Source organism: Actinomadura geliboluensis, assembly GCF_043197915.1.
GTDB lineage: Bacteria > Actinomycetota > Actinomycetes > Streptosporangiales > Streptosporangiaceae > Spirillospora > Spirillospora geliboluensis.
The window spans coordinates 302,402-327,408 of sequence record NZ_JBICUA010000002.1 but is presented as its reverse complement, the minus strand read 5'-3'; the positions used below and the strand labels follow the sequence as shown (position 1 = coordinate 327,408).

The window sequence follows — 25,007 nt, the reverse complement described above, 5'->3', positions numbered from 1 at the left end:
GTGCCGTCTCGGGCCGGCGTCGTGTCGGTCCGGCGTCGTCTCAGTGGGGAGCGGCCACGGCGTGCGCGAGGTCGCGCGCCCAGGCCCGGTAGCCGGCGGGCGACGGGTGGAATCCGTCGGAGGCGAACAGCCCGCGGTCGCGCGCCATCGCCTCGTCCATGGGAGCGTGGACCGCCCCGCCCGCCCGGGCCGCCTCCCGCATGATCCGGTCCATGGCCCGCGCGCGGGCGCCGAGCACGTACCGGAGCGGCTGCGGGAGGGCGGGGAACCTGTGCACCGGCGGCATGCCCGCGACCAGCACGGTCGCGCCCGCGTACCGGCCGCGCAGGACGCCGACCAGCTCGCTGACGTCGGCCGCCCAGCGGCGCAGCGGCCGCCGCCGGATCAGGTCGTTGATCCCCACGGTGACGACGACGAGATCCGCCGCGCACCCGCCGGCCGTGCCGTTGACCGCGCCGCCGCCCGTCCCGCCGCCCGCGCCGCCGGCGGTGCCGTTGAGGGTGCCGCCGGCCGCCGGGACGAGCCCGCTGGTGATCCGCCGGGCGGTGGCGCCGTTCTCACCGGTGACCGACCACGCGACGCTGCGCCGGAGCCGCTCGCGCAGCGCCTCGGCCAGGCAACCGGGCAGCGCCTCGGTGTGCCGGGACGCGCCGACGCCGACCGCGGTGGATTCCCCGATCACGACCACGCGGAACGCGGGCCGCCCGGTACCGGGGTTCGCGCCCTGCACGAAGCCGTGCTCGTCCCCGCCGGCGGGGTCGAGCCGCGGTGTCCGGCGCACCGTCCGCCACGCCTGGAAGGCCAGCACGGGAGCCAGCGGAATCAGCATCATCGACTGGGGGACGCGCGCGAGCGCGAATGGTCTCTTCATCTGTTTCCCACACTGCTGGAATCGGCCCCCGAGGCTCAGCTCACCCGCTCACCGAGCAGGTCTCCGGCTAGCTGTGCGATCACCTCCGCCACATAGGCGTGCCCGTCCGGATTAAGGTGGATTCCGTCGGGACTCCACATCGCGCGGTCAGCGACTTTCGCCACCGTCTCCGGATCGGGGAACGCCATTCCGTGGTCCCGGGAGACGCGGTCGAGCTCGGCGTTGAAGTCGTGAATGCGCTGGACGGTGCGTTTCTTGCGGAACTGCGAGATCGGGGACAGGTCGAGCAGCGGGGGCCGCGGCACCGGGATCGCCAGCGCCACCGCGCCGCGCCCGCGCGCCCAGCCGAACAGCTCGTCCAGCCGCCGCGCCGCGGCCGGCCGCTCGAAGCCGCGCAGCGCGTCGTTCATGCCGCAGCCGAGCACCACCAGGTCCGGCCGCAGGTGCCGGACGGCCGGCAGCTGGTCGCGGACCACGTCCTCGACCGTCGCGCCCGGATCGGAGGCGTTCAGCATCAACTCCCGGGGGATGCCCAGGTGAGCGGCCAATCGCCCGGCCCAGCCGAGCCACCCGCCGGCGGGGTCCGGATCGTCCTGGCCCTCGGCCACGCTGTCGCCGAGGACGACCAGCGCGGGCCCGTCGTCCGGCCGGCCGCCCATCACGCGACGAGTTCGAGCAGGTAGTCGGTGAGGGCGGTCACCGTCTCGCGGCGCCGGGCCTCGGCCACGTCGACCTCGACCTGCAGATGGTCCTCGATGTCGCTGATGATGCTGATCGCGTAGACCGAGTCCACTCCGTAGCGGGCGAGTTCCACCGCCGGGTCGATGTTTTCCGGGGGCCTGTCGAGGTAGAAGGCGATCCTGTCAAGAAGCCACGATTGCAGCTCGCCGTGGGAAATTGTTTCCGAACTGGTCACCGCACTCCTCCTTATGTCAGAGGATCTCGAATCAATCGCGATAGCTATCGAGTGACGAGCAACACGCAAGATACAACCAAAAGCAGGGCGTGTCTCAGATCGGTATGTGAACGAACGGACACGACCATGTCTCCGTCGCGTAAATTAAGTCAGCGGCGCGGTAAAAACGGCGCTTTGCTACCGCCGGGTAACCCCTGCCGATAAGGGGCCCAGCCGATCATGATCGGAAAACGCTGTCCCCGTCCGCCCCAGCGGTCCGCTTCTCCCCCGCGGGGCGCACCGGGGCACGCCACCTGCGCGGTTCCCCGGCGGGCGCGCCGCGGCGGGGCGCCGGCCCGCCCGGCACGTTCCATGAGAATTTCGGACAACCGGCCAGACGGGTCCATCGGGGCCGCGCGACGGCCCCCTTGCCCCGGAGACAGGGTCACCTGACCCCGCCGTGTCAGTCCTCACACCTTCCGGTAAAGAGCCGGGGCGGCGGCCGTCCGTCCGGCCGGCGTCTGGTCTGCGGCCGGTCAGCGCGCGGTCACCGTCCGGTCACCGCTCGGGCAGGGGCACCGGGCCGGTGAGGCGGGAGACGACGGGGTTGGGCTCGCGGGCCTCCGCGAGCCGGTCCCGGACGGCCTGCGCGTGCCGCGACCGCCAGCGGTGCGTCGCGAGCCGGTGGAAGCGCGCGAGGTGCGCGGCGGCCGGGCGGGGCACACCGGTCAGCTCGTAGCCGTGGTGGCGCAGCCGGTCGGCGAGGACGTGCTCGACGAGGTCCGCCTCCCAGTCCGCCATCCGGTCGCGCCACGCGCCGACCTGGCGGGTGTTGGGCGCCTCGTGCGTGCGCAGGTGCCACTTGCGCGAGGACGGGACGGTCTGGCGCGCGTGCCGGTACGCCTGCGTCATGACGGGGTCGTACTCCTCGCCGAGGAACGCGCACAGGCCCCTCAGCGCGTCCTCCGGCTCGGCGACGAGGTCCTCGTAGCGGAACTCGTAGAAGGTGTCCGGGCCGAGGCGCTCGCCGAGGCGCCGGCCGGTGTCGACCGCCTCCCGCCACGTCAGCGCCGCCGCGTACAGGTCGCCCTTGAACCACGGCATCCGCATCAGCGAGCTCACCGCGTCCCGGCCGTCGCGGACGAGGTGGACGAACTGCGCGTCCGGGAACATCCGCTGGAGCATCGGCACCCGCCGGAAGTAGCTCGGCCGCTTGTCGCCCCAGCGGGGCTTGCCGTGCCGCCGCGCGTAGGCGCGGAAGACCGCCGCCAGCGCCGACCCGAGCGTCGGCGGCCCGTGCACGATCTCCTCGACGACGCGCGCCGCGTCCAGGTCGAGGACGGGGAACTTGGTGTCGGCGCCGCCGGTGATCCACTCGGCCAGCGCCCGCCGGTTCGCCTCCTGCTCCAGGTCGCCGAAGTCGTGCCTGCGCTCGTAGGCGACGTGCACGAACCGCGTCTCGGACGGGAACGCGATCCCGGGGTGCGAGTGCAGCATCTGCTGCAGCAGCGTCGTCCCGGATCGCGGGCACCCGAGGACGATGATCGGCCGGCAGGACTCCCTGGTCATGGCGGGCGAACGTACCCCCGGGACCTGAGCCGAAGCTCCAGCGCGGCTCAAGGAAACCTGAACATCCGCGGAGCCCCGGCGGGCAGGGGCCTCGCGGGGCCCGGAAGCGCGAAAACCGGGGCGTCGCGGTGCCGCGAGGATCATCACTTTCGCCGTGAACGGCACGGCCGGCGGGCCTTATCAGACGACCCGTCGTTTAAAGACTTCCCTCTCGGCGAGAAATAAGCTAAAGTAACTATCGGTGTGCCGGGAAGCCTGGTCGGCGAGACAGGATGTGTCTCCGATCAGAAGGGTGCTCGATGACTCCCCGGCACTTTTTCTATGCCCCGCCGGCCGCGCCGGCGCGGCCGTTCCGCGCCCGCCCGCGGGACGTCAGGCCCTATGACCTGAGTCACATCACCTGGGCGCACGCCTTCCCGGATACCTGAGCACGACCCACCGCGTACTCCACCGCGTACCTCCCCCGCGCACTCAGCGAACCCGTTCGCATTACCGGAACGCCCTTTCGGCGGCCCGGTCGGTCAATGACGTCTCGATGCGGGAGCGTGCATTTCCATGGGCGAATTCCTCGACGCCGCGTTCGGTTTTCCCACAGCGCTGTTCAGCTTCTCTCTCCTGGTGGTCGCCGGGTACTGGACGCTCGTCCTGCTCGGCGGCCTCGGCGTCGACTTCCTCGGCGCCGGCACCGATGCCGATACGGGGGCCGGTGCCGGCGCCGGGGGCGCCGACGGCGGCGACGCCGACGGGGACGGGCTCGTCGCCGAGCGGCTCGCGATGGTCGGCCTCGGCGGCGTCCCGGTCACGGTCGTGCTGTCGCTGCTGATCGCGCTCGCGTGGTTCGTGAGCCTGGCGGCGTCGGCGCTCACCGACGGCCTTCCCCTGCGGCTCCTCGGCATGACGGGGGCGCTGGTGGTGGCCTGGACCGGGACGCGCCTCGCCGTGCTGCCGCTGCGCCGCGTCTTCCAGGACCAGGCGGGTGCGTCGCTGCGCGACTTCGTCGGGCTGCCGTGCGTCATCCGCACCGGGCGGGTCGGCCCCGACTTCGGCCAGGCCGAGGTGATCGCCCCGGACGGGTCGTCCGCGATCGTCCAGGTGCGGCGGCCCGCGTCCGACCTGCCCGTGGCCGGCGCGGCGAAGGACCTCGCGGACCCCGCCGACGACCTCACCGCCGGCAGCACCGCACTGATCTTCGATTTCGACCCGGAGGGCCGGTTCTTCTGGGTGATGCCGCACGGCACGGCGTCCGACCTGGCCCGCCGCCCGTCCCCCTGACCCCGCACCCCGCGCGCCTCCCCGCGCCCTCGACCCCGCGACCTCGTTCCCCCCAGCAGAGAGGGATCCCCTTGGACACCATCACCATCGGAGCCGGTGTGCTCCTCGCGCTCGCCCTGCTCATCGCCCTCGGCCTCGTGCTGATGGTGACCCGGCTGTTCCGCAAGGTCGACCAGGGCCGGGCGCTGATCATCTCCAAGCTCAAGAGGGTCGACGTCACCTTCACCGGCGCGATCGTCCTGCCCGTCCTGCACCGGGCCGAGCTGATGGACATCTCGGTCAAGACGATCGAGATCGAGCGGACCGGCCGGGACGGGCTGATCTGCAAGGACAACATCCGCGCCGACATCCGCATCACGTTCTTCGTCCGCGTCAACAAGACCGTCGAGGACGTCATCAAGGTCGCGCAGGCCATCGGGACCGAGCGCGCCAGCAGCCAGGAGACGCTCCAGGAGCTGTTCGCGGCGAAGTTCTCCGAGGCGCTGAAGACCGTCGGCAAGCACCTCGACTTCGCCGACCTCTACACCCGCCGCAACGAGTTCCGCGACCACATCATCCAGGTCATCGGCACGGACCTGAACGGCTACAGCCTGGAGGACGCGGCGATCGACTACCTGGAGCAGACGCCGCTGCTGTCGCTCGACAAGTCCAACATCCTGGACGCGCAGGGCATCCGGAAGATCACCGAGCTGACCGCGATCGAGCACGTCCGCACCAACGAGTACACCCGCAACGAGGAGAAGGAGATCACCCGCCAGAACGTGGAGGCGCGCGAGGCGATCCTGGAGCTGGAGCGCCGCCAGGCCGACGCCGAGCTCCGCCAGGAGCGCGAGATCGAGACGGTCCGGGCCCGCGAGCAGGCGGAGATCGAGCGGGTCAAGGCCGAGGAGCGGCTCCGCGCGCAGACCGCGCACATCCGCACCGACGAGCAGCTCGGCGTCCAGCACGAGAACAAGGAGCGCGAGATCTCCGTCGCGGCGAAGAACAAGGAGCGCGTCCTCGCGATCGAGAGCGAGCGCATCGAGAAGGACCGGCTGCTGGAGGTCATCGGCCGCGAGCGGGAGACGGAGCTGACCCGCATCGCCGCCGACAAGGAGGTCGAGGCCGAGAAGCGGGAGATCGCGAACGTCGTCCGGGAGCGCATCGCGGTCGAGCGGACCGTCGCCGAGCAGGAGGAGGGCATCAAGCGGCTCCGCGCGGTCGAGGAGGCCGAGCGCGCCCGCCAGTCGGTGATCATCCACGCGGAGGCCGAGGCGCAGGAGAACCTCGTCAAGGACATCAAGGCCGCGGAGGCGGCCGAGGCCGCCGCGCAGCACCGCGCCCGCGAGGAGCTGACGATGGCGCAGGCGCGGCAGGAGGCCGCGGAGATGGACGCGCAGGCCAAGATCCGGCTGGCCGAGGGGCTGCGCGCGGAGGCCGCCGCGGCCGGGCTCGCCGAGGTCCAGGTGCGCGAGCGCGACGCCGACGCCATCGAGAAGGTCGGCCGCGCCGAGGCCGCGGCCGCGACGGAGATGGCGGCGGCGGAGGCCGCCCGGATCCGCGAGACGCTGCGCGCCGAGGCCGAGGGCCTCACCGAGAAGGCCGGCGCGATGGCCGCGCTGGACGAGGCGTCCCGCCAGCACGAGGAGTACCGGCTGCGGCTGGAGGCGGAGAAGGACGTCCGGCTCGCCGGGATCGAGGTGCAGCGGCAGGTCGCGGAGGCGCAGGCCACCGTCCTCGCCACCGGGCTGGAGCAGGCCGACATCAACATCGTCGGCGGCGACAGCGTCTTCTTCGACCGGCTCGTCGGATCGATCGCGCTCGGCAAGAGCGTGGACGGGTTCGTGCAGAACTCGGAGGTGGCGCGGTCCCTCGCCGGGCCGTGGCTGGACGGGACGTCGTCCTTCACCGACGACATGGCCCGGCTGCTCGGCTCGATCGACACCGGCGGCGTCCGCGACCTGACCCTCTCGGCGCTGCTGCTGCGGCTGATCAAGTCGGGCGGCCCGGAGGCGCAGGGCCTCCAGGACCTGCTGGACGCCGCGCGGCGCCTCGGCGTCGCCGACGCCCCGCTGTCGGAGCTCAATGGAACCGCCGTGACCGCGAATTGATCCAAGACCTGCGACGGGTCGCCGGCACCGGGGGCCGCCGAGGCCGGCGACCCGTCGCAGCCCACCGAACCCCCTCGCGCGACCGGTGCGCGGGCGAGGCGCCGCCATCACAGCGACACGCAGACGGGAGAGATGGGTGAGCATGGTCGTCAGGGACGCCGCGACGGAGACCCCCGAGACCGCCGGGACCGCCGGGGACGCCGCCGTGGCGGAGACCGCCGGGGCCGGGGCCGGGCGGGCGGGGCTGGACCACGGAACGTACGAGGTGCTGCGGGCGCGGCTCGCCGAGCGGGCCGCCGAGCTGGCGCGGCGCGCGGAGGCGCTGAACGCGCGGCGGCTGGAGGTGTTCGGCGGCACGGAGCTGCGGCTGGCCGGCACCGAGCGGATCCGCACGGCGCACAACTGCGTGCCCCGCGACGTGGTGGCGCTCGGCGGGGTGATGCTGTTCGGCTACAACGTCTTCCTCGGGCTGAAGCCGGAGACGACGGTCGACGACGTGTTCTCGCTGCACCGGTTCACCCGGACGGAGGACGGCATCGCGTTCGTCCCCGCCGGGCCGGAGGCGGTGCCGGGGCTGCTGGACGACCCGCGCTTCCTGCGCGACTTCGCCGACATGTACCGGTACTACCGGCAGGCGCGGCTGCTCCAGCTGAGGCTGGTGGACGGGCGGCTGCTCGCCGTCTTCCAGACGGGGCCGCGCCTGTCGGACCTGCGCGTCCTGCGGTGGCGGACGGCCCCGGACGGCGGCGTCGCCTACGAGGACAACCAGGGCGAGCGCGACCACGCGTTCCCGCCCGCGCACGACGTCGACTGGGTCGAGACCACCCGGGACGACCACGTCCTCGGCCGGCACCCGCACATCTCGATCGAGGGCGAGGTGTTCGTCGAGACGATCGGCGGCACCCTCACCGTCAAGATCGAGGACAACACCGACAGCGGCGAGGGGATCTACTCCGAGCCGGTGGACGAGCCGCTGCAGTCGCTCGCGGACGCCGACGTCCTGCACGCGCGGGTCGGCGCGCTGATCCTGCTGCGGATCCGCCCGTACAACGAGCGGGCGTGGCGGCACCTGGTGTTCAACGTCCGCACGAAGGAGGTCACGCGGCTCGACGGGATCGCGCAGGCGTGCCGGCGGCTGCCGGACGACCACGGGATCATCTTCCCGGGCGGCTACTACCTCGACACCGGCACCGCGAAGACGTTCGACACCGACGTGGCCGGGCTGGAGTACGAGCGGGTCATCCGCTCCCCCAACGGGGAGGACGTCCTCTACGCCTTCCACGCGCGGGAGGACGGCCGGTCGCTGCTGCTGCCGTACAACGTGATCCGCAAGCGGGTCGCGACGCCGATCACCTGCCACGGCTACTCGCTGTTCGCGGACGGGACGCTCGTCGTGATGCGGGCGTTCTCCGACGAGCCGTCGCGGGTGCACCCCATGCAGATCTGGGCGACCCCGTACGTCTCGGACGCCTACGCCGCCGCGCAGCCGGTCGGCACCGGGCCGCTGGAGCGGGTCGGGAACGCCGAGCTCGTGCGCGGCATCTCCGAATGCCTGTCGGTCACCCGGATGGTGGACGAGATGTCGCCGTCCGCGCGGGTGTTCGAAGCGCTGATCTCCGCCTGCACACGGGCCGCCGACCTGTACCACTGGCTGGCCGACGAGGACCTCGGCGCGGTGACGGCGCCGCTGGCGGACGTCCGCGCGACGGCGGGCCAGGTGCTGGACGAGTTCGAGAAGGTCCAGGCGCTCACCGAGCAGGCGGTCTCCGCCGTCGCCGAGGCGGCGGACGACATCGCCGCGCTGATCCGCCGGGCCCATGCGGAGCCGCCGGCCACGGCCGACGGCTGGGTGGCGCAGCTGGCCTCCTTCCGCCGCGCCCAGGGCCGGCTGGAAACGCTGCGCGACCTGCGCTACGTCGACGCGTCCCGGCTGGACGAGCTGTCGGAGACCGTCCAGGCCGAGTTGCGCGAGGCGGGCGAGGGCGCGGTCGCGTTCCTCCAGGGCGAGGACGCCTTCACCGGCTACCACGCCGAGGTCGAGCGCATCACCGAGGCGGCCGGCGCCATCGAGACCGCCGCCGACGCGGCGCCCCTCAGCGACCTGCTCGCCGCGCAGAACGAGGGGCTGGAGGTCGTCACCGAGGTCGTCGGGGACCTCGACATCACCGACGCGACCGCGCGGACGGCGATCCTGGAGCGGGTCGGCGAGGTGCTCGGCGGCCTCAACCGGGCCCGCGCCGTCCTCGACAACCGGCGCCGGGACCTGCTCGGCCGCGAGGGCCGCGCGGCGTTCGCCGCCGAACTCGCCCTCCTGGACCAGTCGATCGCGGGCGCGCTGGCGACCGCCGCCACGCCCGAGGACTGCGACGAGCAGCTCGGCCGCCTGCTGCTCCGCCTGGAGACGCTGCAGGCCCGCTTCGCCGAGCTGGACGAGTTCCTCGGCGAGCTGGAGACCAAGCGGACCGAGGTCTACGAGGCGTTCTCGTCCCGCAAGCAGTCGCTGCTGGACGAGCGCGCCCGCCGCACCGACCGGCTCACCGAGTCGGCGGACCGGATCCTGGCGGGCGTCCGCCGCCGCGCCGCCGCCCTCGGTTCGCCGGACGAGGTCAACACCTACTTCGCGACCGACGCGATGGTGGCCCGGCTCCGCTCGATCGCCGAGGAGCTGCGCGGCCTGGACGACGGCGTCCGCGCGGAGGAGCTGGAAGGGCGCGTCAAGGCGGCCCGGCAGGAGGCGGGCCGGGCGCTGCGCGACCGCCTCGACCTGTACGGGGACGACGGCGGGACGATCCGGCTGGGCCGGCACCGGTTCGCGGTCAACACCCGCCCGATCGAGCTGACGCTCGTCCCGCACCGCGACACGGTCGCGTTCGCGATCACGGGGACCGACTACCGGGCGCCCGTCCAGGACGAGGGCTTCGCCGCGACGCGGCCCCTGTGGAACCAGACCCTCGTCTCGGAAACAGCGGAAACATACCGGGCCGAGTACCTGGCGACGTCGATCCTGGCCACCTCGCCCCTGGACGACCTGTTCGCGGCGGCGGCCGACGGGCGCCTGCTCGGCCTCGTCCGGGACGCGGCCGCCGACCGCTACGACGAGGGCTACGAGCGGGGCGTCCACGACCACGACGCGGCCCGCATCCTGGAGGCCCTGCTGCGGCTGCGCGCCGACGCGGGCCTGCTCCGCTACCCGGGCCCGGCCCGGGCCACCGCGCAGCTCTTCTGGACGCACGGCCCGGACGAGACCGAACGGGGCATGTGGACGGCCCGCGCCCGGTCGCTGGTCCGCGCCCGCCAGGCGTTCGGGCGCGCCGACGCGCTGGCCGACCTGACCACCGAGCTGACGGCGTCGATCACCGAGTTCACCGAGCGGCACGACCTGCGCCTCCCCGACCCGCTGACCGCCGAGTACCTCGTCGAGGAACTGGCCGCCGCCCCGGACGGCTTCGTGACGAGCCAGGGCGCCCGCGCCCTCCTGAAGGGCTTCACGCAGGCGCTGGGCGACACGACGCTCGACGACGACCTGCGCGACGCCGGCACGCTGGCCGCCCGCCACCAGCTGGCCGAAGCATGGCTGGCCTCCTACCTGGCGACCGGCGACGGCGGCGACGAAGCGGACCTCCCCGAGGCCGTGGCGACGCTCCTGTGCCCGTCCGCCCGCTACGACTCCCCCGCCGCGCTGACGGCCGCGATCGAGGACCTCCTCGGCGACCACCCGCGCATCACCGACCGCCGCCTGGACCTGCGCCTGGACGAGACCCTCGCCCGCACCCACCGCTTCCGCACCGAGCGGGTCCCCGCCTTCCGCGCCTACCAGAAACAGCGGAACGACCTGATCGCCGTCGAGGAGAAGCGCCTCGGGCTGGCCGACTTCAAGCCCCGCACGATGAGCGCGTTCGTCCGGAACCGCCTGGTGGACGAGGTCTACCTGCCGCTCATCGGCGACAACCTGGCCAAGCAGCTGGGCGCCGCCGGCGAGGGCAAGCGCACCGATCAGATGGGCCTGCTCCTGCTCATCTCCCCGCCCGGTTACGGCAAGACGACGCTCATGGAGTACGTCGCCGACCGCCTCGGCCTGGCACTAGTGCGCGTGGACGGCCCGGCCCTGGGCCACGACGTCACCTCCCTCGACCCGGCCCAGGCTCCCAACGCGACGGCGGCCCGCGAGGTCGAGAAGATCAACCTCGCGTTGGAGATGGGAAACAACGTCCTGCTCTACGTGGACGACATCCAGCACACGTCCCCCGAGTTCCTGCAGAAGTTCATCCCGCTCTGCGACGCCCAACGCCGCATCGAAGGCGCCACCCGCACCTACGACCTGCGCGGCAAGCGCTTCGCGGTCTGCATGGCGGGCAACCCGTACACCGAATCGGGCCGGCGTTTCCGCATCCCCGACATGCTCGCCAACCGCGCCGACGTGTGGAACCTCGGCGACGTCCTGTCCGGCAAGGACGACCTGTTCGCGCTCAGCTATATCGAGAACGCGCTGACCTCGAACCCGGTCCTGGCCCCCTTGACGACCCGCGACCGCGAGGACGTCGAGTTGCTCGTGCGCCTCGCGTCGGGCGACCAGACTGTCCGCCCGGACCGCCTGTCGCACCCCTACTCCCAGGCCGAACTGGACGAGATCCTGTCCGTCCTGGAGAAGCTGATCCACGTGCAGCGGGTGGTGCTGACGGTGAACCGCGCGTACATCGCCTCCGCCGCGCAGGACGACGCGTCCCGCACCGAACCGCCGTTCCGCCTCCAGGGCTCCTACCGCGACATGAACAAGCTGGCCGAACGGGTCCTCCCGGTGATGAACGCACGGGAGTTGGAAGCGGCCTTGGACGACCACTACCGGGCCGAGTCGCAGACGCTGACCTCGGACGCCGAAGCCAACCTCCTGAAACTGTCCGAACTCCGCGGCACTCTGGCCACCGCCGAAGCGGACCGCTGGACGGAGGTGAAGGCGGCCTACCAGCGGTCCCGAACCCTCGCGGGCAACCCCGAAGACCCGTCCGTGGGCGCCTTGCTCCACCTGGCGGACAAACTAACCGCCATAGAAAAGGCCCTCCGCAACACCTAGCCACCGTTCACAGAACGTCCGCCAGGATTGACACTCACCAAGTGGACATCCGACGTGATCGAACCGGGGGGGACATCCAACCGGGAGGGGGCGCCCGACTGTGCCAGCGTTCGACCAGACCGACATTCAACCGAACCAGCGTTTGACAAGTCGATGTTCGACCACGCCGGACACCATGGCTTAAGTGTTGTTCGTGGAATTGTGGTGGGGGCGGCGCTGCGTACGGGGCCGCCCCTCCAAAGTCAAGGGCGCCTTCGGCGTCGCTTCGCGATGGGACTCCGTCCCACCCTTGACTTCGGAGCCTCTACGGCCCCTGAGTGCAGCTTTCGTCGGGCAGGCTCCGCCTGCCCTCTGCCCGACGCGCCGCCCCCACCCCAACCAGAAACACACACGACAACAAGACAGGTAGCCAATTCGAAATGCCCGAAATGAGCCTTTCGAGAAAACATGCGAGAGCCGATCAAGGAAGCTCAAAAGAATCATGGTCGATTTTCGACTCGAAAGGACGAAGTAGCGTCCGGCCGGATATCATAAGGCTATGAGTTCAATCGCGGTCGACCTCGACGCCGCGTCCACCATGGAATTGGTGAACGCGGCATCGGCGATCGCCGCCGAACTCGCCTCCCGCACCGCCCCCGAATCAGCAGCGGCGTGCCTGGAACTCACCGAAACCCTCGCCACCACCACCGATCTGCAGGAAGCCGCCCTCGCCGGGTTCATCGGCGTGGTGGACGGCGCGCGCGAGGTGCAGCGGTGGGGTTTCCCCTCCACCCGGTCCTGGCTGCGGTCCCGCCTCGGGATGCGCGAATCCCGCGCCAAGGAACGCCTGACCCTGGCCCGCCAACGGCACCGCCTGCCCGAGATGACCGGACGGTGGGCTGCCGGTGAGTTGTCGGCCGGGTACGCCGCCACCATCGCCGACGCCATCACCCGACTCGACGACGATGACTGCCCCGCGGCCGAGAGCATCCTGCTCGGCATGGTCGACCAGGGCTTCTCCGCCGGGAAAGTCGCCAGCTTCGGCAAGCGGATCCGCGACGTCATCGCCGAACGCGACGGCACCGAACAGGCCCCCGAGGACGTGGCGCGCGGCTACGAGCGATCCTGGATCGACTCGACGCGTTCGCTGGACGGTGGCCGCTACATCAAGGGCTGGCTGAACGCCGAAGACGCCGCGATCTGGGACGGCACGCTCGGGCCGCTGGCCAAACCCGCCGGGACCGACGACCACCGCGACCTGTCGGAGCGGACGGCGGCCGCGCTGACCACGGTGCTGTCGGGCGGGCACAAGGCCACCAAGGTCACCGTCATCTGCGACCTGGACACCCTCACCGGCGGCACCACCCCCGCCCGTCTCACCGACGGAACCCCCATCCCCGCCGCCCAAGCCCGCCGCATCGCACTGAACGCCGGAGTTTCACCGCTCCTACTAGGACGCGGAAACCTGCCCCTCTACCTGGGCCATCGAGTCCGGTTCGCTACCGCCCCACAGCGCCAAGTCCCTGGAAACCCTGTACTCCACCTGCGCCGTCCAAGACTGCGAAGTACCCGGGACACTCTGCGAAGTCGACCACGTCCACGGCTGGGCCCTCGGCCACAGCCCCACCGACATTGACCAACTCGCACTCACCTGCGGATGGCACAACCGCTACAAACACACCAACCCAGACCGCCTCCACATCACCAAAACAACGGACGGCCGCTACACCTACCGCCTCCACCCACCCGGTACAGGCCAGACCACAGGCCCACCAACATGGAGCCTCACCCCGGCCAGCCGCCCACCCCCAACAAGCCAAGCCGCCTGATCACAGACCCACAGACCACAGACTCGCGCCCCCGAACAGACCCGGGGCCGCGTGCCGCACCCGCATGCCCCGCGCCGAGCAACCCACCACCGCACACCCGGCCGGGCCCGAACCCGCGCCGACGGAAGACGACGCGAACACCGACTCACGCCCCCAGAGCCGCCCGACTCTCCCCACCCGCCACGCTCGTCCTAAGCACTGGCCGACAGCCCACCCCCGGGCAATCCCGCCAACACGGCCCCGAACCGATCCCCGTCCAGGCCGACCACCAAGCGGGGCCCGGCCACGCGAGCGCAGGCCCGCATGCACCATCACGGGCGGGGGTCGCCTCGCCCGCTACGCTCGGGCACGCTGAGCTAGGCGCCTGATCACGCCCGGCCATACCGCCAGCACGAGGCCGGGCCGTCGCCTGGCATGGCCGACTGCCGGTTGGGCATGGCCGCAGGTTCGCGGATGCACACCGCACGCTCGGCCGCATTGTCGAGGGGTAATCCGCTTCACCGCAACGCGCCCGCCCGTTCCTTCAGGCAGCGCGAGGCCGGTGCGCTCTCCCGTCCGAGCTCCGCACGATCGCCAACTCGCGGACCGGGGGGCGGCGTCCGCGCCGGCACGGGCTCAGGCGCGCCACCCACCTGATCCCCGCCGCGCCATCTCAAGAGCACGCCTTCACAAGGCACCGGTCCCCCGCCGGCACGAGTCGGGATCCCTTCCTCAGTCTGGACACCCATCGGGCTGGTTTAAGGCACGCGACCGCAGGTCCGCGCTCGCCCTCCAGCAACACAGGGCCGGAGACGCCCTCGTCCCTCCCCCCTCCGCCGAGCTGGTTCAAGGCGCGTGATCGGCAGCCTGCGTCCGGTCGTCCCACCATGCGCGGGTCGGGAATCGGCCCTAGCCCGGCCGGCCGCTGCGCGAGCTCAAGGCCACGTTGGCTCAGGTGCGTGTACCCCGCGCCCGGTTTTCCCGCCGGCGCGGGCTGGGGCCCGTCCGCCCAGGCTGATCGCCCACCATGCTGGGCTCAGGTCGAACGATCGAAGGCACAGGTCCCGTGCTTGGCCTTCACCAGCGCGGGTCTGAGGACGCCCTTCAGCGTTGTCACCCGACATGCTGGGGCACAGCTCCCGCGCATTCGCAGGCGCATACTTCACGCTCAGCCGCGTTCTCGACGCCCAGGGTCGTGTAATCCCGCTACGGCGCAACGCGACGCCCGCTCCTCTAGGCAGCGCCACGCAAGTGGATCACACGTGCACCTACGCAGGCCCTCCCCACCTGGGTATCCGCTAGTGCGTGGGGCACGGCTTCTGCACGTCACGCCAGGCTGCAGCCCCGGTCAGGTGTGGGTTAGGGAGCGGGTGGAAGCCTGGAGGATTTCGCCTAGGGCCGCGCGGGCCTGGACCAAGTCGGCTATGCGCGTGTCCAACTCGGCGCACTGGGTTCGGAGGTGGTCGAGGACACATGCCTGGACCTCTGTGCCGTCGCCGACGAAGCACGGCGTGAGTTCGCGGATGACTCGCGTGGGGAGCCCTGCCGCGAGCAGTGTGCGGATGCGGGCGACCGCAGCGGGGGCCTCGGGGCCGTAGTGGCGGTGTCCGCCCGGGCTGCGGTGGGAGGTGAGCAGGCCTTGATCCTCGTAGTAGCGCAGGAGACGGACGGCCACGCCCGTTTCGCGGGACAGATCTCCGATCTTCATGTGACCCACCCCATAGGCACGCGGCTTGAATCTCACATCGATGTCACATCCTAACGTTGCTCGCATGACAACTACTTCGACTGCACCGGCGCCCGTCTCGCTCTACGGATTCCTGATCCCCAAGCCCGGGCACGCCGAGCAACTCGGCAATCTCCTGCTGAACCTCGTCGAACCGTCCCGGCAGCACACCGGCAATCTCCAGTACCACCTTCACGAACAGGAGGACGGCCGGTTCTTCCTGTACGAGGTCTGGCGTTCGCAAGAGGACCTCGATCGGCACAATGCGACCGCGCTGCTGCGCGCCTTCATGGACGAGCTGCCCAAGCATGTGGAAGGTCCGCCCGAGGCCTACTTCGGCGAGATGAGGAGCGCCTACCCGGCCGACCTCACATAGTTCCGGACGGCTTGACCCACCGACGCCGCTAGATGACGGCCGAGGCGAGGTTGGCGGGGCCCAGGGCCTGCTTCGGAGTCGGTTGTGTGACGGGTGTCGTAATCGTTAAGTGATGGGGGCTTCGGTTGCCACCCCCACCGGAGACCTCGTGGCCGCCCTGGCGGTGACGAGGCGGGCCTGCCCTCGAAATGGACGAAACGGCAGCTCGATGGCGTTCGCGGGCGAGTCCGGGTCGGTGTCCTGTGGCGGGACGTGCCCGCCTGCTATGGCTCCTGGGAGGTGGGGTCCTCACTGTTCCGCCGTTGGCACTGCGACGGCACGGCCGGCGCAGTTCCGAATCCGGCCGTCCACCGCTGGCGCCACCCCCGCTAGTGCGGCATCAACCGGCTCGAACGTCATCGCGCGGTCGCCACCCGGTTCGCCAAACTCGCCGTCCGCTACCCCACCGTTTACCTCGACGCCGTCAACGAATGGCTCTGATCAACCCTGAAAAAGGGCCTAGCTGTGCATCTGCCGGAGCTTGGTTACACCGGGGCCTGGGTCTTCTGCTTGAGACGTTCGTAAGGGGTTTGGCCGCCGAGGGCTCCGTGCGGACGATCGTAGTTGTAGTAGTCCTCCCACTCGCGGAGCCTGTCGTTGAAGACGCCGGTGTCGTCGATGACGACGCCGTCGAGCATGCGGTAGAACTCCTCGGCGTCGATGCGGTGGGAGCGTTCGACCTTGCCGTTGAGGTGAGGTGATGCGGGTTTGATGTAGGTGTGGGCGATGCCCTTGTCCAGCACGTGCCAGTGGAAGCCGGACTGGAATTCGGCGCCGTTGTCGGTCTGGACGACCTCGACACGGAAGGGCAGCCGTTCCAGGACGTAGTCCAGGAACTGGATGGCGGTCTTCTGATCGCAGCGGGGGTAGACCCGCAGGATGCGCAGCCGGGTGCAGTCGTCGATGGCGGTGAACTGGTAGTACTTGGCCCGCCGCCGGCTCTTGGGGGCCGGGGTGAGCGGTTTCGGCGCGTCCTGGCGGTCTGTGGGTTCGGGGACGCCGACGGGTTCGATGAACTTGACGTCGATCTGGACGCGGTTGCCGGGCAGTTGCTTCTCGTAGCGCTGGTGGCGTTTGGTGTGGTGCTTGTGGCGCTGGGAGGCCGGCAGGCGGTTCAGGCCGAGTTTCTTGAGGATGCGGTAGACGGCCGAGGTGGCGATGTCGATGTCGTGGTACCGCTTGAGGTACATCTGGATCTTCATCGGCCCGAAGTGGTAGTGCCGCCGCAGGTAGACGATCTTGTTGACGACGTCGGTGTGGGTGGCGTTGGGGCTGTGGTGCGGTCGGCTGGAGCGGTCGCGCAGCCCGTCGATGCCTTCTTCCTGGTATCGGCGTTGCCACTTGTAGAAGCAGTTGCGGCTGATGCCGTAGTACCGGCAGGTCTGAGAGACGTTGCCGGTGACCTCCTCGGCGTGGCGCAGGACCGCCAGGCGTCGCTGTGCTTGGCGGTCCTGTTGCTGTTGAGGCGATGGGGGCATGAGAGATCTCCGTAGTGATCGGAGACCCCGGGTGTCAACAACCTCCGGCAGTTTTAGACCTAGCGGCGGTTGGCCTCGGCGAAGGTTTGGGGGTGGGTGAACCAGTCGGCGTCCAGTCTTTCGCCGGTCAAGGATTCGAGGGTGGCCATCGCCGTTTCCCAGTCCGGGCCGGGGCCGGGGTGGGCGCGGAGGGTGCGGAGGGCGTCCAGGTGGTCGGTCAACGCGTGCGGGGTGGTGCCCGATGGGTTCTGCGGGTCGAGCGGGTCCAGTTCGGTGATCAGCTCGCCGTCGGCCAGGTAGTAGAGGCGGCTGAAGTTGTTGATCAGCCAGAAGACCGAGTGCAGCGTGGCGCCCCGGCTCAGGCGCTGGAGTGCGTCCAGTTCGGCGGTGGCGGTGCCGTAGGAGACGATGACGACCGCGTCGCCGCGCTGTTCCAGGAAGAGCGCGTCGTCGGGGTCGTAGTCGTCGGCGGCCGGGCGGTGTGCGGTGAGGGTGGCCGGGTCGCCGTTCAGGCGGCGTACCGCCTCGTGGACGGTCATTCCCGGTCCGCGGACGACCGTCCAGGACAGGTTCTCCGACGCGCCGGGGTCCGGTGGGAGGCGGCTCAGGTGGTCGAGCACGCGCACGTAGTGCTGGATCTGCTCCGGTGACGGGCCGGCCATGATCGTCTCCTTCGGGGGTCGGCGCCCGCACGACCCTAGCGCCGCCTTGACCTCAAGATTGGTTGAGGTTGGAGAGTGGGGTGGAACGGTTTCGGAAGCGAAGGGGGCTGCCATGCGGGCGATCCAGGTGAAGGAGTTCGGTGGGCCGGAGGTGCTCGGCGTCGCGGAGGTGCCCGAGCCGGTGCCGGGGCCGGGGCAGGTCGTCGTCGGCATGGCCGTGGCGGACGTCATCTTCCTCGACACCCTCCTGCGCGGGGGCTGGGGGCAGGACTTCTTCCCCCGGACGCTCCCCTACGTGCCGGGCGGCGGTGGAGCGGGCGAGGTGCTGCGGACGGGCGACGGCGTCGATCCGGCGTGGATCGGGCGGCGGGTGGTCGTGCGGACCGGGACCGGGTACGCCGAGCAGGTCGTCGCCGGGGAGGGCGAGATCATGCCGGTTCCCGGCGGGCTGGCGGCCGGGACGGCGGCGGCGCTCGTCCACGACGGTGTGACTGCGCTCAGCCTGGCGCGGCTGGGGGCGCCGGCGGGCGGTGAGTGGGTGCTGGTGTCGGCGGCGGCCGGCGGGGCCGGGTCGCTGCTGGTGCAGCTCGCCGTCGACGCGGGCGCGCGGGTGGTGGCGGCCGCGTCGAGCGAGGCCAAGCTGGAGCTCGCGCGCGAGCTCGGGGCGGAGGTCGTCGTCGACTACACGCGGGCGGACTGGGTCGAGCGTGTGCGCGAGGCGACCGGGGGCGGGGTCGCGCTCGCCTACGACGGTGCGGGCGGGCCGCTGGGGTTGGCCGCGTTCGACGCCGTGGCCGATAGCGGGCGGTTCGTCACGTATGGCACTGCGGAAGGTTTCACCGACCCGGACAAGGACGTGGCCAAGCGCCGTGGCGTGCGGGTGCTCGCTCCGCTGATGGACGGGCCGCCGGACGAGGCGACCGTGCGCGAACTGCTGGGCCGAGTGCTTGAGCTGGCCGAGGAGGGGCGGCTGAAGCCGGTGATCCGGGCCACGTATCCGCTGGAGCGGGCGGCGGACGCGCACCGCGCGCTGGCCGAGCGCGCCACGGTCGGCAAGTCGCTGCTGGTCGTGGACGCCGAGCGGGCCCGCTGACGGAGCGGAGCACCCGGCCCCCATGCCGTGGGGGTGCGTCGGCGCCCTTCATTCGCTATAAATGTAGCGATACATCTGTAGCGAATGGAGGGCGCCATGGACGACGTCGTCATCGTGGGGGCCGGGCCCACCGGGCTGATGGCCGCCTGCGAGCTGGCCCTGGCGGGCGTGTCCTGCGTGGTCGTGGACAAGCGCGGCGGTGAGTCCGGCGTCACCCGGGCCTTCGGCCTGCACGCCCGCGCCCTGGAACTGCTCGACGCCCGCGGCATGGGCGACGAACTGGTGGCGCTGGGCAACCCGCTCAGGACGGTGTACCCCGCCTACGCCTCGCGCGTGGACTTCGGCCGGCTCGACACGCGGTATCCGATGCTGCTGATCGTGCCCCAGAACGGCACCGAGAAGGTCCTGCGGCGGCGCGCCGCCGAACTGGGCGTCGAGGTCCGCCGCGGCGCGGAGGTCACCGGCCTGGCCCAGGACGCCGAGTCCGTACGGCTCACGCTCGCGGACGGGACCGCGCTGGACGCCCGGTACGTCATCGGCGCGGACGGCGCCCACAGCACCGTCCGCGGGCTGGTGGGCGTCGGCTTCGCCGGCGCGGCCTACAGCCTGCCCATGCTGCTGGCCGACGTCCGCGTCCCCGGCTCTGAGCCGCCGCCGATCACGCAGGTCGGGCCGCAGGGCGTGGTGGTGACCCTCCCGTTCGGGGACGGCTGGTACCGGGTCGGCGCGTGGCTGCGCGAAGACCGGGAGGACGCCGATTTCGACCGGATCCGTACGGCGTTCCGGCAGATCGCCGGCACCGACTACGGCATGAGCGAGCCGCGCTGGTTCTCGCGTTTCGCCGCCGAGCGCCGGCAGGCCCGCGACTACCGGGCGGGGCGCGTCTTCCTGGCCGGGGACGCCGCCCACGTGAACTCGCCGATCGGCGGGCAGGGCATGAACACCGGCATCCAGGACGCCGCCAACCTGGGCTGGAAGCTCGCCGCCGACTTGCGCGGCTGGGCTCCGCCCGGGCTGCTCGGCACCTACCACGCGGAGCGGCATCCCGTCGGCTCCGCCGTCCTCGCCATGACCGACCACCTCACCGGGCTGGTGCTGAGCGGGTCACGGGTGCGGCTGGCGGCCAACCGGCGGATCATGGCGGCCCTGCTGCGCACCGGCGCGGGCCGCCGCCGCATCCTCGGCAGGCTGTCGGGGCTGGAGTTCGCCTATCCGCCCGGCGGGCCCGGCGCCCACCCGCTGGCCGGGCGCCGCGCCCCCGACCGCCGCACGGACGTGGGCCGCCTGTACGAGGTGCTGCGCGCGGGGCGGTTCGTCCTGCTGTCGGACGAGGCGGTGCCCGTCCACTGGCGGGACCGCGTGCGGCAGGCCAGGCCGGAGGACGCGACCGGGCCGGCGGCGACGCTGGTCCGCCCGGACGGGTACGTGGCCTGGGCCGGCGACAGCGCCGGCGTCGGGGCGGCTCTGGTGGAATGGTGCGGTCCGGCCGACCGCACCGATCTGGAGGGGCACCGTGCCACCGCCTAACCCGCAGCGACGCGCCCGGCTCGCGGACGCGGCCATCGCCGTGCTGGCCGAGCAGGGGTCGCGTGGGCTCACCCACCGGGCCGTCGACGCCGGCGCCGGCGTCCCGGCCGGGACCGCCTCGCGCTACTTCCGCACCCGCGACGCGCTCCTCGACGGGGTCATCGAGCGGATCACCGACCGGCTCGGGGACCGGGTGGCCGCCCACACCGTCCGGCCGATCTCGCCCGCGGACCTGGAGGAGGCGCTGGTCGCCGTGCTGACCCTGATGCTGGCCGAGGGGGGCCACGACCCGCTGGCCCTGTTCGAGCTGCATCTGGAGAGCACCCGCAACCCGCGGCTGCGGCGGATGCTGACGGACGCGCTGCGCGCCCGCGCCGATCTCATCGTCCGGCAGTGCCATGCCGCCGGGATGGAGGTCAGCCCGGACGACGCCATGCTCCTGGAGATGAGCGTCCTGGGCATCCTGTTCACCGCCCTGACCACCGGCGTCCCGGAGTCGCCGGGCGAGCCGATCCGCACCGCCGTGCGGGCTCTGCTGGCCCGTTACGGAAGCCCGGCGGCGACCTAGGCTCGCCGCCGTAGCGAAAAGGCACGGCGAAAAGGCATGACGAAAGGCGCGCCCGACCATTCGGGCGCGCCTTTCACTAGAGGCGGGGGCGGGATTCGAACCCGCATCACCAGGCTTATGAGACCTGCATGCTCCCGTTGCACTACCCCGCACCGGCCTTTCGATGGTAAAAGGCCGGTGCGGGGCGGAGCCAATGGTTTTTCGCGCCCGGGTCAGGTGGTGGCGTGGACGCGGGCGTCGGCCTCGACGGCCTCGCGCAGGTGCTGCTCGGCGTCCGCGCTGAGCGAGGTCTGCAGGATCTCACCGCCGTACTGGGCGACCTGCGGGATGACTTTGTCCGGCGTCACCTTGGTGACGAGGAGGAACAGCGCGGCGCCGCCGGGCTGGAGCTTCGCGCCGAGTTCGCGCATGAACGAGTCGTCCACGCCGACGTCCGACGCGGCGCCGCCCGCGGCGCCGGCGGCGGCGCCGACCGCCGCGCCGATCAGCGGGGCGAAGAACAGCATGCCGAGCAGGCCGCCCCAGACGGTGCCCCAGGCGGCGCCCCGGCCGGTGGTGTTGTGGATCTGGTGCAGCTTGATCTTGCCGTCGAGGCGCTTTTCGACGACGGCGGCGTCCGCGAGCGCGATCACGTTCTGCCGCTGCATGTCGATGAGCCGGTCGCGGACCTCGATGGCACGGTCGAGGTCCGGATAGGCGATGGCGATGAGATCGCTCATTGAAGTGTTCCCCCCAAGGATGTGACGCCTGAGCGTTCCGGGACGATGCCCACCCCAATGCCCGGCAATACACCGGTAGTAGAAAGATGCCCGATTCCAGTGGAGCCTTTGACCGTGCCGCACGGCACCGCCGCGGCACCGTCGCGGGCCCCGGGATCAGCAGATGCGCGGCAGCGGATCGCCCACCAGGAGGTCGATGATGCGGGTGCCGCCGAAGGCCGTCTTCAGCAGGACGGTGCCGGGCGGGTCGTCCCGGACGTGGCCGATGACGGCGGCGTCCGCGCCCAGCGGGTGGGCGTGCAGCGAGGCCAGCGCCGCGTCCGCCGCGCCGGGCGCGACCACGACGACGGCCCGGCCCTCGCACGCGACGTACAGCGGGTCGATGCCGAGGAGTTCGCAGGCGCCCCGGACGGCCGGGTGGACGGGGATCGCGTCCTCGTCCACGACCACGGCGAGGCCCGCGTCCGCCGCCAGCTCGTTGAGGACGGTCGCCACCCCGCCGCGCGTCGCGTCCCGCATCCGGCGGACGGTGCCCCGGCAGCGGGCGGACAGGTCGGCGAGCAGGCAGTTCAGCGGCGCGGTGTCGGAGGCGAGGTCGGCCTCGATGTCGAGGTCGCCGCGCGCCAGCATGACCGTGACGCCGTGCTCGCCGATCGGTCCGGTGACCAGGACGGCGTCGCCGGGCCGGAGCTCGCCCGTGGGCGGGGAGTGGACGACGCCCACCCCGGCGGTGTTGATGTAGCAGCCGTCGGCCTTGCCGCGCTCGACCACCTTCGTGTCGCCCGCGACGATGTCGACGCCCGCGGCGTCGGCGGCGGCGCTCATCGAGGCGGTGATGCGGCGCAGCGACGCCACCGGGAAGCCCTCTTCGAGGATGAACCCGGCGGACAGGTGCAGCGGGGTCGCGCCGGCGACGGCGAGGTCGTTGACCGTGCCGTTGACGGCGAGGTCGCCGATGTCACCGCCGGGGAAGAACAGCGGCGACACCACGTAGGAGTCGGTGGTGAAGGCCAGGTCGGCGCCGTTGACGGCGAAGCGCGCCGAGTCGTCCAGGCGGTCGAGCAGCGGGTTGCCGAACGCCTCCTTGAACACCGCGTCGACCAGGGTGCGGGTGGCCTTGCCGCCGGATCCGTGCGCGAGCGTGATCGCGTCCTCGCGCAGGCGGGCCCGGCGGCCGCGCGCCCGCGCGATGCGTTCGAGGACCTGCTCCTCGCGGATCGTCATCGGGTGGCCTCCTTGACGCGCTCCCGGGTGAACCGGCCGAAGTTGTAGTAGGCGGCGCAGGCGCCTTCGGACGACACCATGCAGGTGCCGATCGGCGTCTCCGGGGTGCAGGCCGTCCCGAAGACCTTGCACTCCCACGGTTTCAGGACGCCCTTGAGCACCTCGCCGCACTGGCACGCCTTCGGGTCCGCGACCCGGCCGCCCGGGATGTCGAAGACGCGCTCGGCGTCGAACGCGGCGTACTCGTCCCGCAGGCGCAGCGCGGAATGCGAGATGAACCCGAGGCCGCGCCACTCGAAGTACGGGCGCATCTCCATCGTGCGGGCGATGGCGTCCAGCGCCTTCGGGTTGCCCTCCCACGGGACGACCCGGCCGTACTGGTTCTCGACCTCGGCGCGGCCCTCCGCGAGCTGGGTCAGCAGCATGCGCACCGACTGCAGCAGGTCCAGCGGCTCGAAACCGGCGACGACCAGCGGTTTGCCGTAGTCGCCGGGGATGAACGCGTAGGGCCGGCAGCCGATGACCGTCGAGACGTGGCCGGGGCCGAGGAAGCCGTCCAGGCGCAGGTCCGGCGAGTCCAGGATCGCCTTGATCGCCGGGAGGATCGTCACGTGGTTGCAGAACACCGAGAAGTTGGTGATCCCGGCCGCCGCCGCGCGCAGCACGGTCATCGCCGTGGACGGCGCGGTCGTCTCGAACCCGATCCCCATGAACACGACCCGGCGGGACGGGTTGCGCTCGGCGAGCTTCAGGGCGTCCAGCGGCGAGTACACCATCCGGATGTCGGCGCCCGCGGCCTTCGCGTCGAGGAACGAGCCGCCCCCGCCGGGCACGCGCATCATGTCGCCGAACGTCGCCAGGATCACGCCGGGCCGGGACGCGATGTGGACGGCGTCGTCCACCCGCCCCATCGGGATCACGCACACCGGGCAGCCCGGCCCGTGCACGAGGGAGACGTTCTCCGGCAGGTAGTCCTCGACGCCGTGCTTGTAGATGGTGTGCGTGTGGCCGCCGCACACCTCCATGAACTTGTAGTGCCGGCCGGGCTCGCACAGGGAGGCGATCGAGGCGGCGAGCGCCCGCGCCCTCCCCGCGTCCCGGTACTCGTCGACGAAGCGCATCAGCCGATCTCCGATTCCCGCAGCGCGTCGATCTCGTCGTCGTAGGCGGCGCCGAGGCCCTGGAGCAGTTCCAGCGTCGCCCGCGCCTCCGCCTCGTCGATCTTGGACATGGCGAAGCCGACATGGATGAGGACCCAGTCGCCCGCGGCGAGCCGCTCCCCGTCCAGCAGGCCGATGTCGACCGACCGGCGGACGCCGCTCACGTCGACCTCCGCCACCGGCCGGTCCGTCCCGACCGCCACGATCTCGCCCGGTATCGCCAGGCACATCAGCCTGCCTCCCCTGTGGTCTCGAAACGGGCCAGTTCGGACTGCGTCAGCTCCCACAGCGCGTGGTAGACGGTCGTCTGCGCCTCCTGGATCCGGTGCACCGACGACGACGGCACGACGAACAGGTGGTGCAGGCCCGGTGTCTCCGCCATCCGCCCGCCGCCGCAGCCGGCGAGCCCGACCGCCGTCATGCCGCGCCGCGCCGCCTCCCGCAGCGCGGCGACGAGGTTGTCGGAGTCGCCACTCGTGGACAGCGCCACCGCGATGTCGCCCGGCCGCCCGAACGCGGCGAGCTGCCGCGCGAACACCACCTCGAACCCGACGTCGTTGGACAGCGCGGTGATGGCGGCGGTGTCGTTGGTCAGCGCGAGCGCGGGCAGCGGGCGCGCCGCCCCGCCCGGGTTGAGGAACAGCGCGGCGACGTCCTGCGCGTCCGTGGCGCTGCCGCCGTTGCCGAACGCGAACAGCCGGCCGCCCGCGCGGAACGCGGCCGCCATCCGCGCGGCGCAGGCGGCGAGCTCGTCGGCGTACTCGGCGAGGACGGCCTCCCGGAGCCGGACGATCTCGTTGGCCTTGTCGGCCGTCGAGCGCCGGACGTCCTCCAGCAGCGTGTCCAGCCCGGAGCCGCCCGCGTACAGGAACGGGTAGAGCAT

General features: G+C 71.7%; 20 protein-coding genes, 1 tRNA gene and 1 pseudogene. 9 read left to right on the top strand and 13 right to left on the bottom strand.

The window, feature by feature from the left end:
* Window positions 1–40: 40 nt before the first annotated feature.
* The 4 genes from ACGFI1_RS07095 to ACGFI1_RS07080 form a co-directional block, all read right to left on the bottom strand.
* Complete coding sequence (locus ACGFI1_RS07095; protein WP_392783882.1) at window positions 41–871, bottom strand: SGNH/GDSL hydrolase family protein; 831 nt, start codon at window positions 869–871, stop codon at window positions 41–43.
* 35 nt (window positions 872–906) lie between these two features.
* Window positions 907–1,530 (bottom strand): SGNH/GDSL hydrolase family protein, encoded by a 624-nt coding sequence (locus ACGFI1_RS07090; protein ID WP_392783880.1) that lies wholly within the window; start codon window positions 1,528–1,530, stop codon window positions 907–909.
* Window positions 1,530–1,787 (bottom strand): acyl carrier protein, encoded by a 258-nt coding sequence (locus ACGFI1_RS07085; RefSeq protein WP_089326922.1) that lies wholly within the window; start codon window positions 1,785–1,787, stop codon window positions 1,530–1,532. Before ACGFI1_RS07085 ends, ACGFI1_RS07090 begins: the two co-directional genes overlap by 1 nt.
* Before the next feature lie 537 nt (window positions 1,788–2,324).
* Entirely contained in the window at window positions 2,325–3,335 is a 1,011-nt protein-coding gene (locus ACGFI1_RS07080; RefSeq protein WP_386872869.1) for a sulfotransferase family protein, read from the bottom strand.
* A 555-nt stretch (window positions 3,336–3,890) separates the two neighbouring features.
* On the opposite strand from ACGFI1_RS07080, the gene ACGFI1_RS07075 reads away from it, so the two are divergent.
* From ACGFI1_RS07075 to ACGFI1_RS07060, 4 genes are all read left to right on the top strand, one after another.
* Entirely contained in the window at window positions 3,891–4,607 is a 717-nt protein-coding gene (locus ACGFI1_RS07075; protein ID WP_392783878.1) for a hypothetical protein, read from the top strand.
* 71 nt (window positions 4,608–4,678) lie between these two features.
* Window positions 4,679–6,697: a flotillin family protein gene (locus ACGFI1_RS07070; RefSeq protein WP_392783876.1), complete on the top strand. Its 2,019-nt coding sequence runs from the start codon at window positions 4,679–4,681 to the stop codon at window positions 6,695–6,697.
* Window positions 6,698–6,839: 142 nt separating this feature from the next.
* Window positions 6,840–11,765 carry a DNA repair ATPase gene (locus ACGFI1_RS07065; protein WP_392784556.1) on the top strand — a complete coding sequence of 1,642 codons (4,926 nt, stop codon included), beginning with the start codon at window positions 6,840–6,842 and terminating at the stop codon, window positions 11,763–11,765.
* A gap of 538 nt (window positions 11,766–12,303) precedes the next feature.
* On the top strand, window positions 12,304–13,380 hold the full coding sequence (locus ACGFI1_RS07060) for a DUF222 domain-containing protein (RefSeq protein WP_392783874.1): 1,077 nt from the start codon (window positions 12,304–12,306) through the stop codon (window positions 13,378–13,380).
* 1,520 nt (window positions 13,381–14,900) lie between these two features.
* On the opposite strand, the gene ACGFI1_RS07055 is transcribed toward ACGFI1_RS07060, so the two are convergent.
* Entirely contained in the window at window positions 14,901–15,260 is a 360-nt protein-coding gene (locus ACGFI1_RS07055) for a MerR family transcriptional regulator (RefSeq protein ID WP_392783872.1), read from the bottom strand.
* A gap of 64 nt (window positions 15,261–15,324) precedes the next feature.
* Here ACGFI1_RS07055 and ACGFI1_RS07050 point away from each other — a divergent pair, with 64 nt between their 5' ends.
* Both ACGFI1_RS07050 and ACGFI1_RS07045 read left to right on the top strand, forming a co-directional pair.
* Window positions 15,325–15,654, top strand: a complete 330-nt coding sequence (locus ACGFI1_RS07050) for a putative quinol monooxygenase (protein ID WP_392783870.1) — start codon at window positions 15,325–15,327, stop codon at window positions 15,652–15,654.
* A gap of 174 nt (window positions 15,655–15,828) precedes the next feature.
* Window positions 15,829–16,026, top strand: a pseudogene (locus ACGFI1_RS07045) (transposase); the annotation flags it as partial.
* A gap of 152 nt (window positions 16,027–16,178) precedes the next feature.
* Here the strand turns inward: ACGFI1_RS07045 and ACGFI1_RS07040 are convergent.
* Both ACGFI1_RS07040 and ACGFI1_RS07035 read right to left on the bottom strand, forming a co-directional pair.
* A complete protein-coding gene (locus ACGFI1_RS07040; RefSeq protein ID WP_392783868.1) occupies window positions 16,179–17,171 on the bottom strand; it encodes an IS481 family transposase in 993 nt (330 codons plus the stop codon).
* A gap of 59 nt (window positions 17,172–17,230) precedes the next feature.
* Window positions 17,231–17,833 (bottom strand): DUF6461 domain-containing protein, encoded by a 603-nt coding sequence (locus tag ACGFI1_RS07035; protein ID WP_392783866.1) that lies wholly within the window; start codon window positions 17,831–17,833, stop codon window positions 17,231–17,233.
* Between the two features lie 112 nt (window positions 17,834–17,945).
* On the opposite strand from ACGFI1_RS07035, the gene ACGFI1_RS07030 reads away from it, so the two are divergent.
* The 3 genes from ACGFI1_RS07030 (at window position 17,946) to ACGFI1_RS07020 (ending at window position 21,021) form a co-directional block, all read left to right on the top strand.
* On the top strand, window positions 17,946–18,926 hold the full coding sequence (locus tag ACGFI1_RS07030) for a zinc-binding dehydrogenase (RefSeq protein WP_392783864.1): 981 nt from the start codon (window positions 17,946–17,948) through the stop codon (window positions 18,924–18,926).
* A 96-nt stretch (window positions 18,927–19,022) separates the two neighbouring features.
* Window positions 19,023–20,453, top strand: coding sequence for an FAD-dependent monooxygenase (locus ACGFI1_RS07025; protein WP_392783863.1), 1,431 nt, complete (start codon window positions 19,023–19,025; stop codon window positions 20,451–20,453).
* A complete protein-coding gene (locus tag ACGFI1_RS07020; protein ID WP_301176308.1) occupies window positions 20,440–21,021 on the top strand; it encodes a TetR/AcrR family transcriptional regulator in 582 nt (193 codons plus the stop codon). The genes ACGFI1_RS07025 and ACGFI1_RS07020 overlap by 14 nt, the downstream gene beginning before the upstream one ends.
* 80 nt (window positions 21,022–21,101) lie before the next feature.
* On the opposite strand, the gene ACGFI1_RS07015 is transcribed toward ACGFI1_RS07020, so the two are convergent.
* The 6 genes from ACGFI1_RS07015 to ACGFI1_RS06990 all read right to left on the bottom strand — a co-directional run bounded on the left by ACGFI1_RS07015 (window position 21,102) and on the right by ACGFI1_RS06990 (window position 25,007).
* A tRNA-Met gene (locus ACGFI1_RS07015) sits at window positions 21,102–21,173 on the bottom strand.
* A 60-nt stretch (window positions 21,174–21,233) separates the two neighbouring features.
* Window positions 21,234–21,740: a DUF1269 domain-containing protein gene (locus ACGFI1_RS07010; RefSeq protein ID WP_138638469.1), complete on the bottom strand. Its 507-nt coding sequence runs from the start codon at window positions 21,738–21,740 to the stop codon at window positions 21,234–21,236.
* A 156-nt stretch (window positions 21,741–21,896) separates the two neighbouring features.
* The gene (gene hypE, locus ACGFI1_RS07005; RefSeq protein ID WP_138638470.1) at window positions 21,897–22,964 is read right to left on the bottom strand and encodes a hydrogenase expression/formation protein HypE; all 1,068 of its coding nucleotides are present in this window, start codon (window positions 22,962–22,964) and stop codon (window positions 21,897–21,899) included.
* Complete coding sequence (gene hypD, locus ACGFI1_RS07000) at window positions 22,961–24,085, bottom strand: hydrogenase formation protein HypD (protein ID WP_386872885.1); 1,125 nt, start codon at window positions 24,083–24,085, stop codon at window positions 22,961–22,963. Before hypD ends, hypE begins: the two co-directional genes overlap by 4 nt.
* Window positions 24,085–24,354: a HypC/HybG/HupF family hydrogenase formation chaperone gene (locus tag ACGFI1_RS06995; protein WP_301176310.1), complete on the bottom strand. Its 270-nt coding sequence runs from the start codon at window positions 24,352–24,354 to the stop codon at window positions 24,085–24,087. Before ACGFI1_RS06995 ends, hypD begins: the two co-directional genes overlap by 1 nt.
* Window positions 24,354–25,007 (bottom strand): D-sedoheptulose-7-phosphate isomerase, encoded by a 654-nt coding sequence (locus tag ACGFI1_RS06990; protein ID WP_386872970.1) that lies wholly within the window; start codon window positions 25,005–25,007, stop codon window positions 24,354–24,356. Before ACGFI1_RS06990 ends, ACGFI1_RS06995 begins: the two co-directional genes overlap by 1 nt.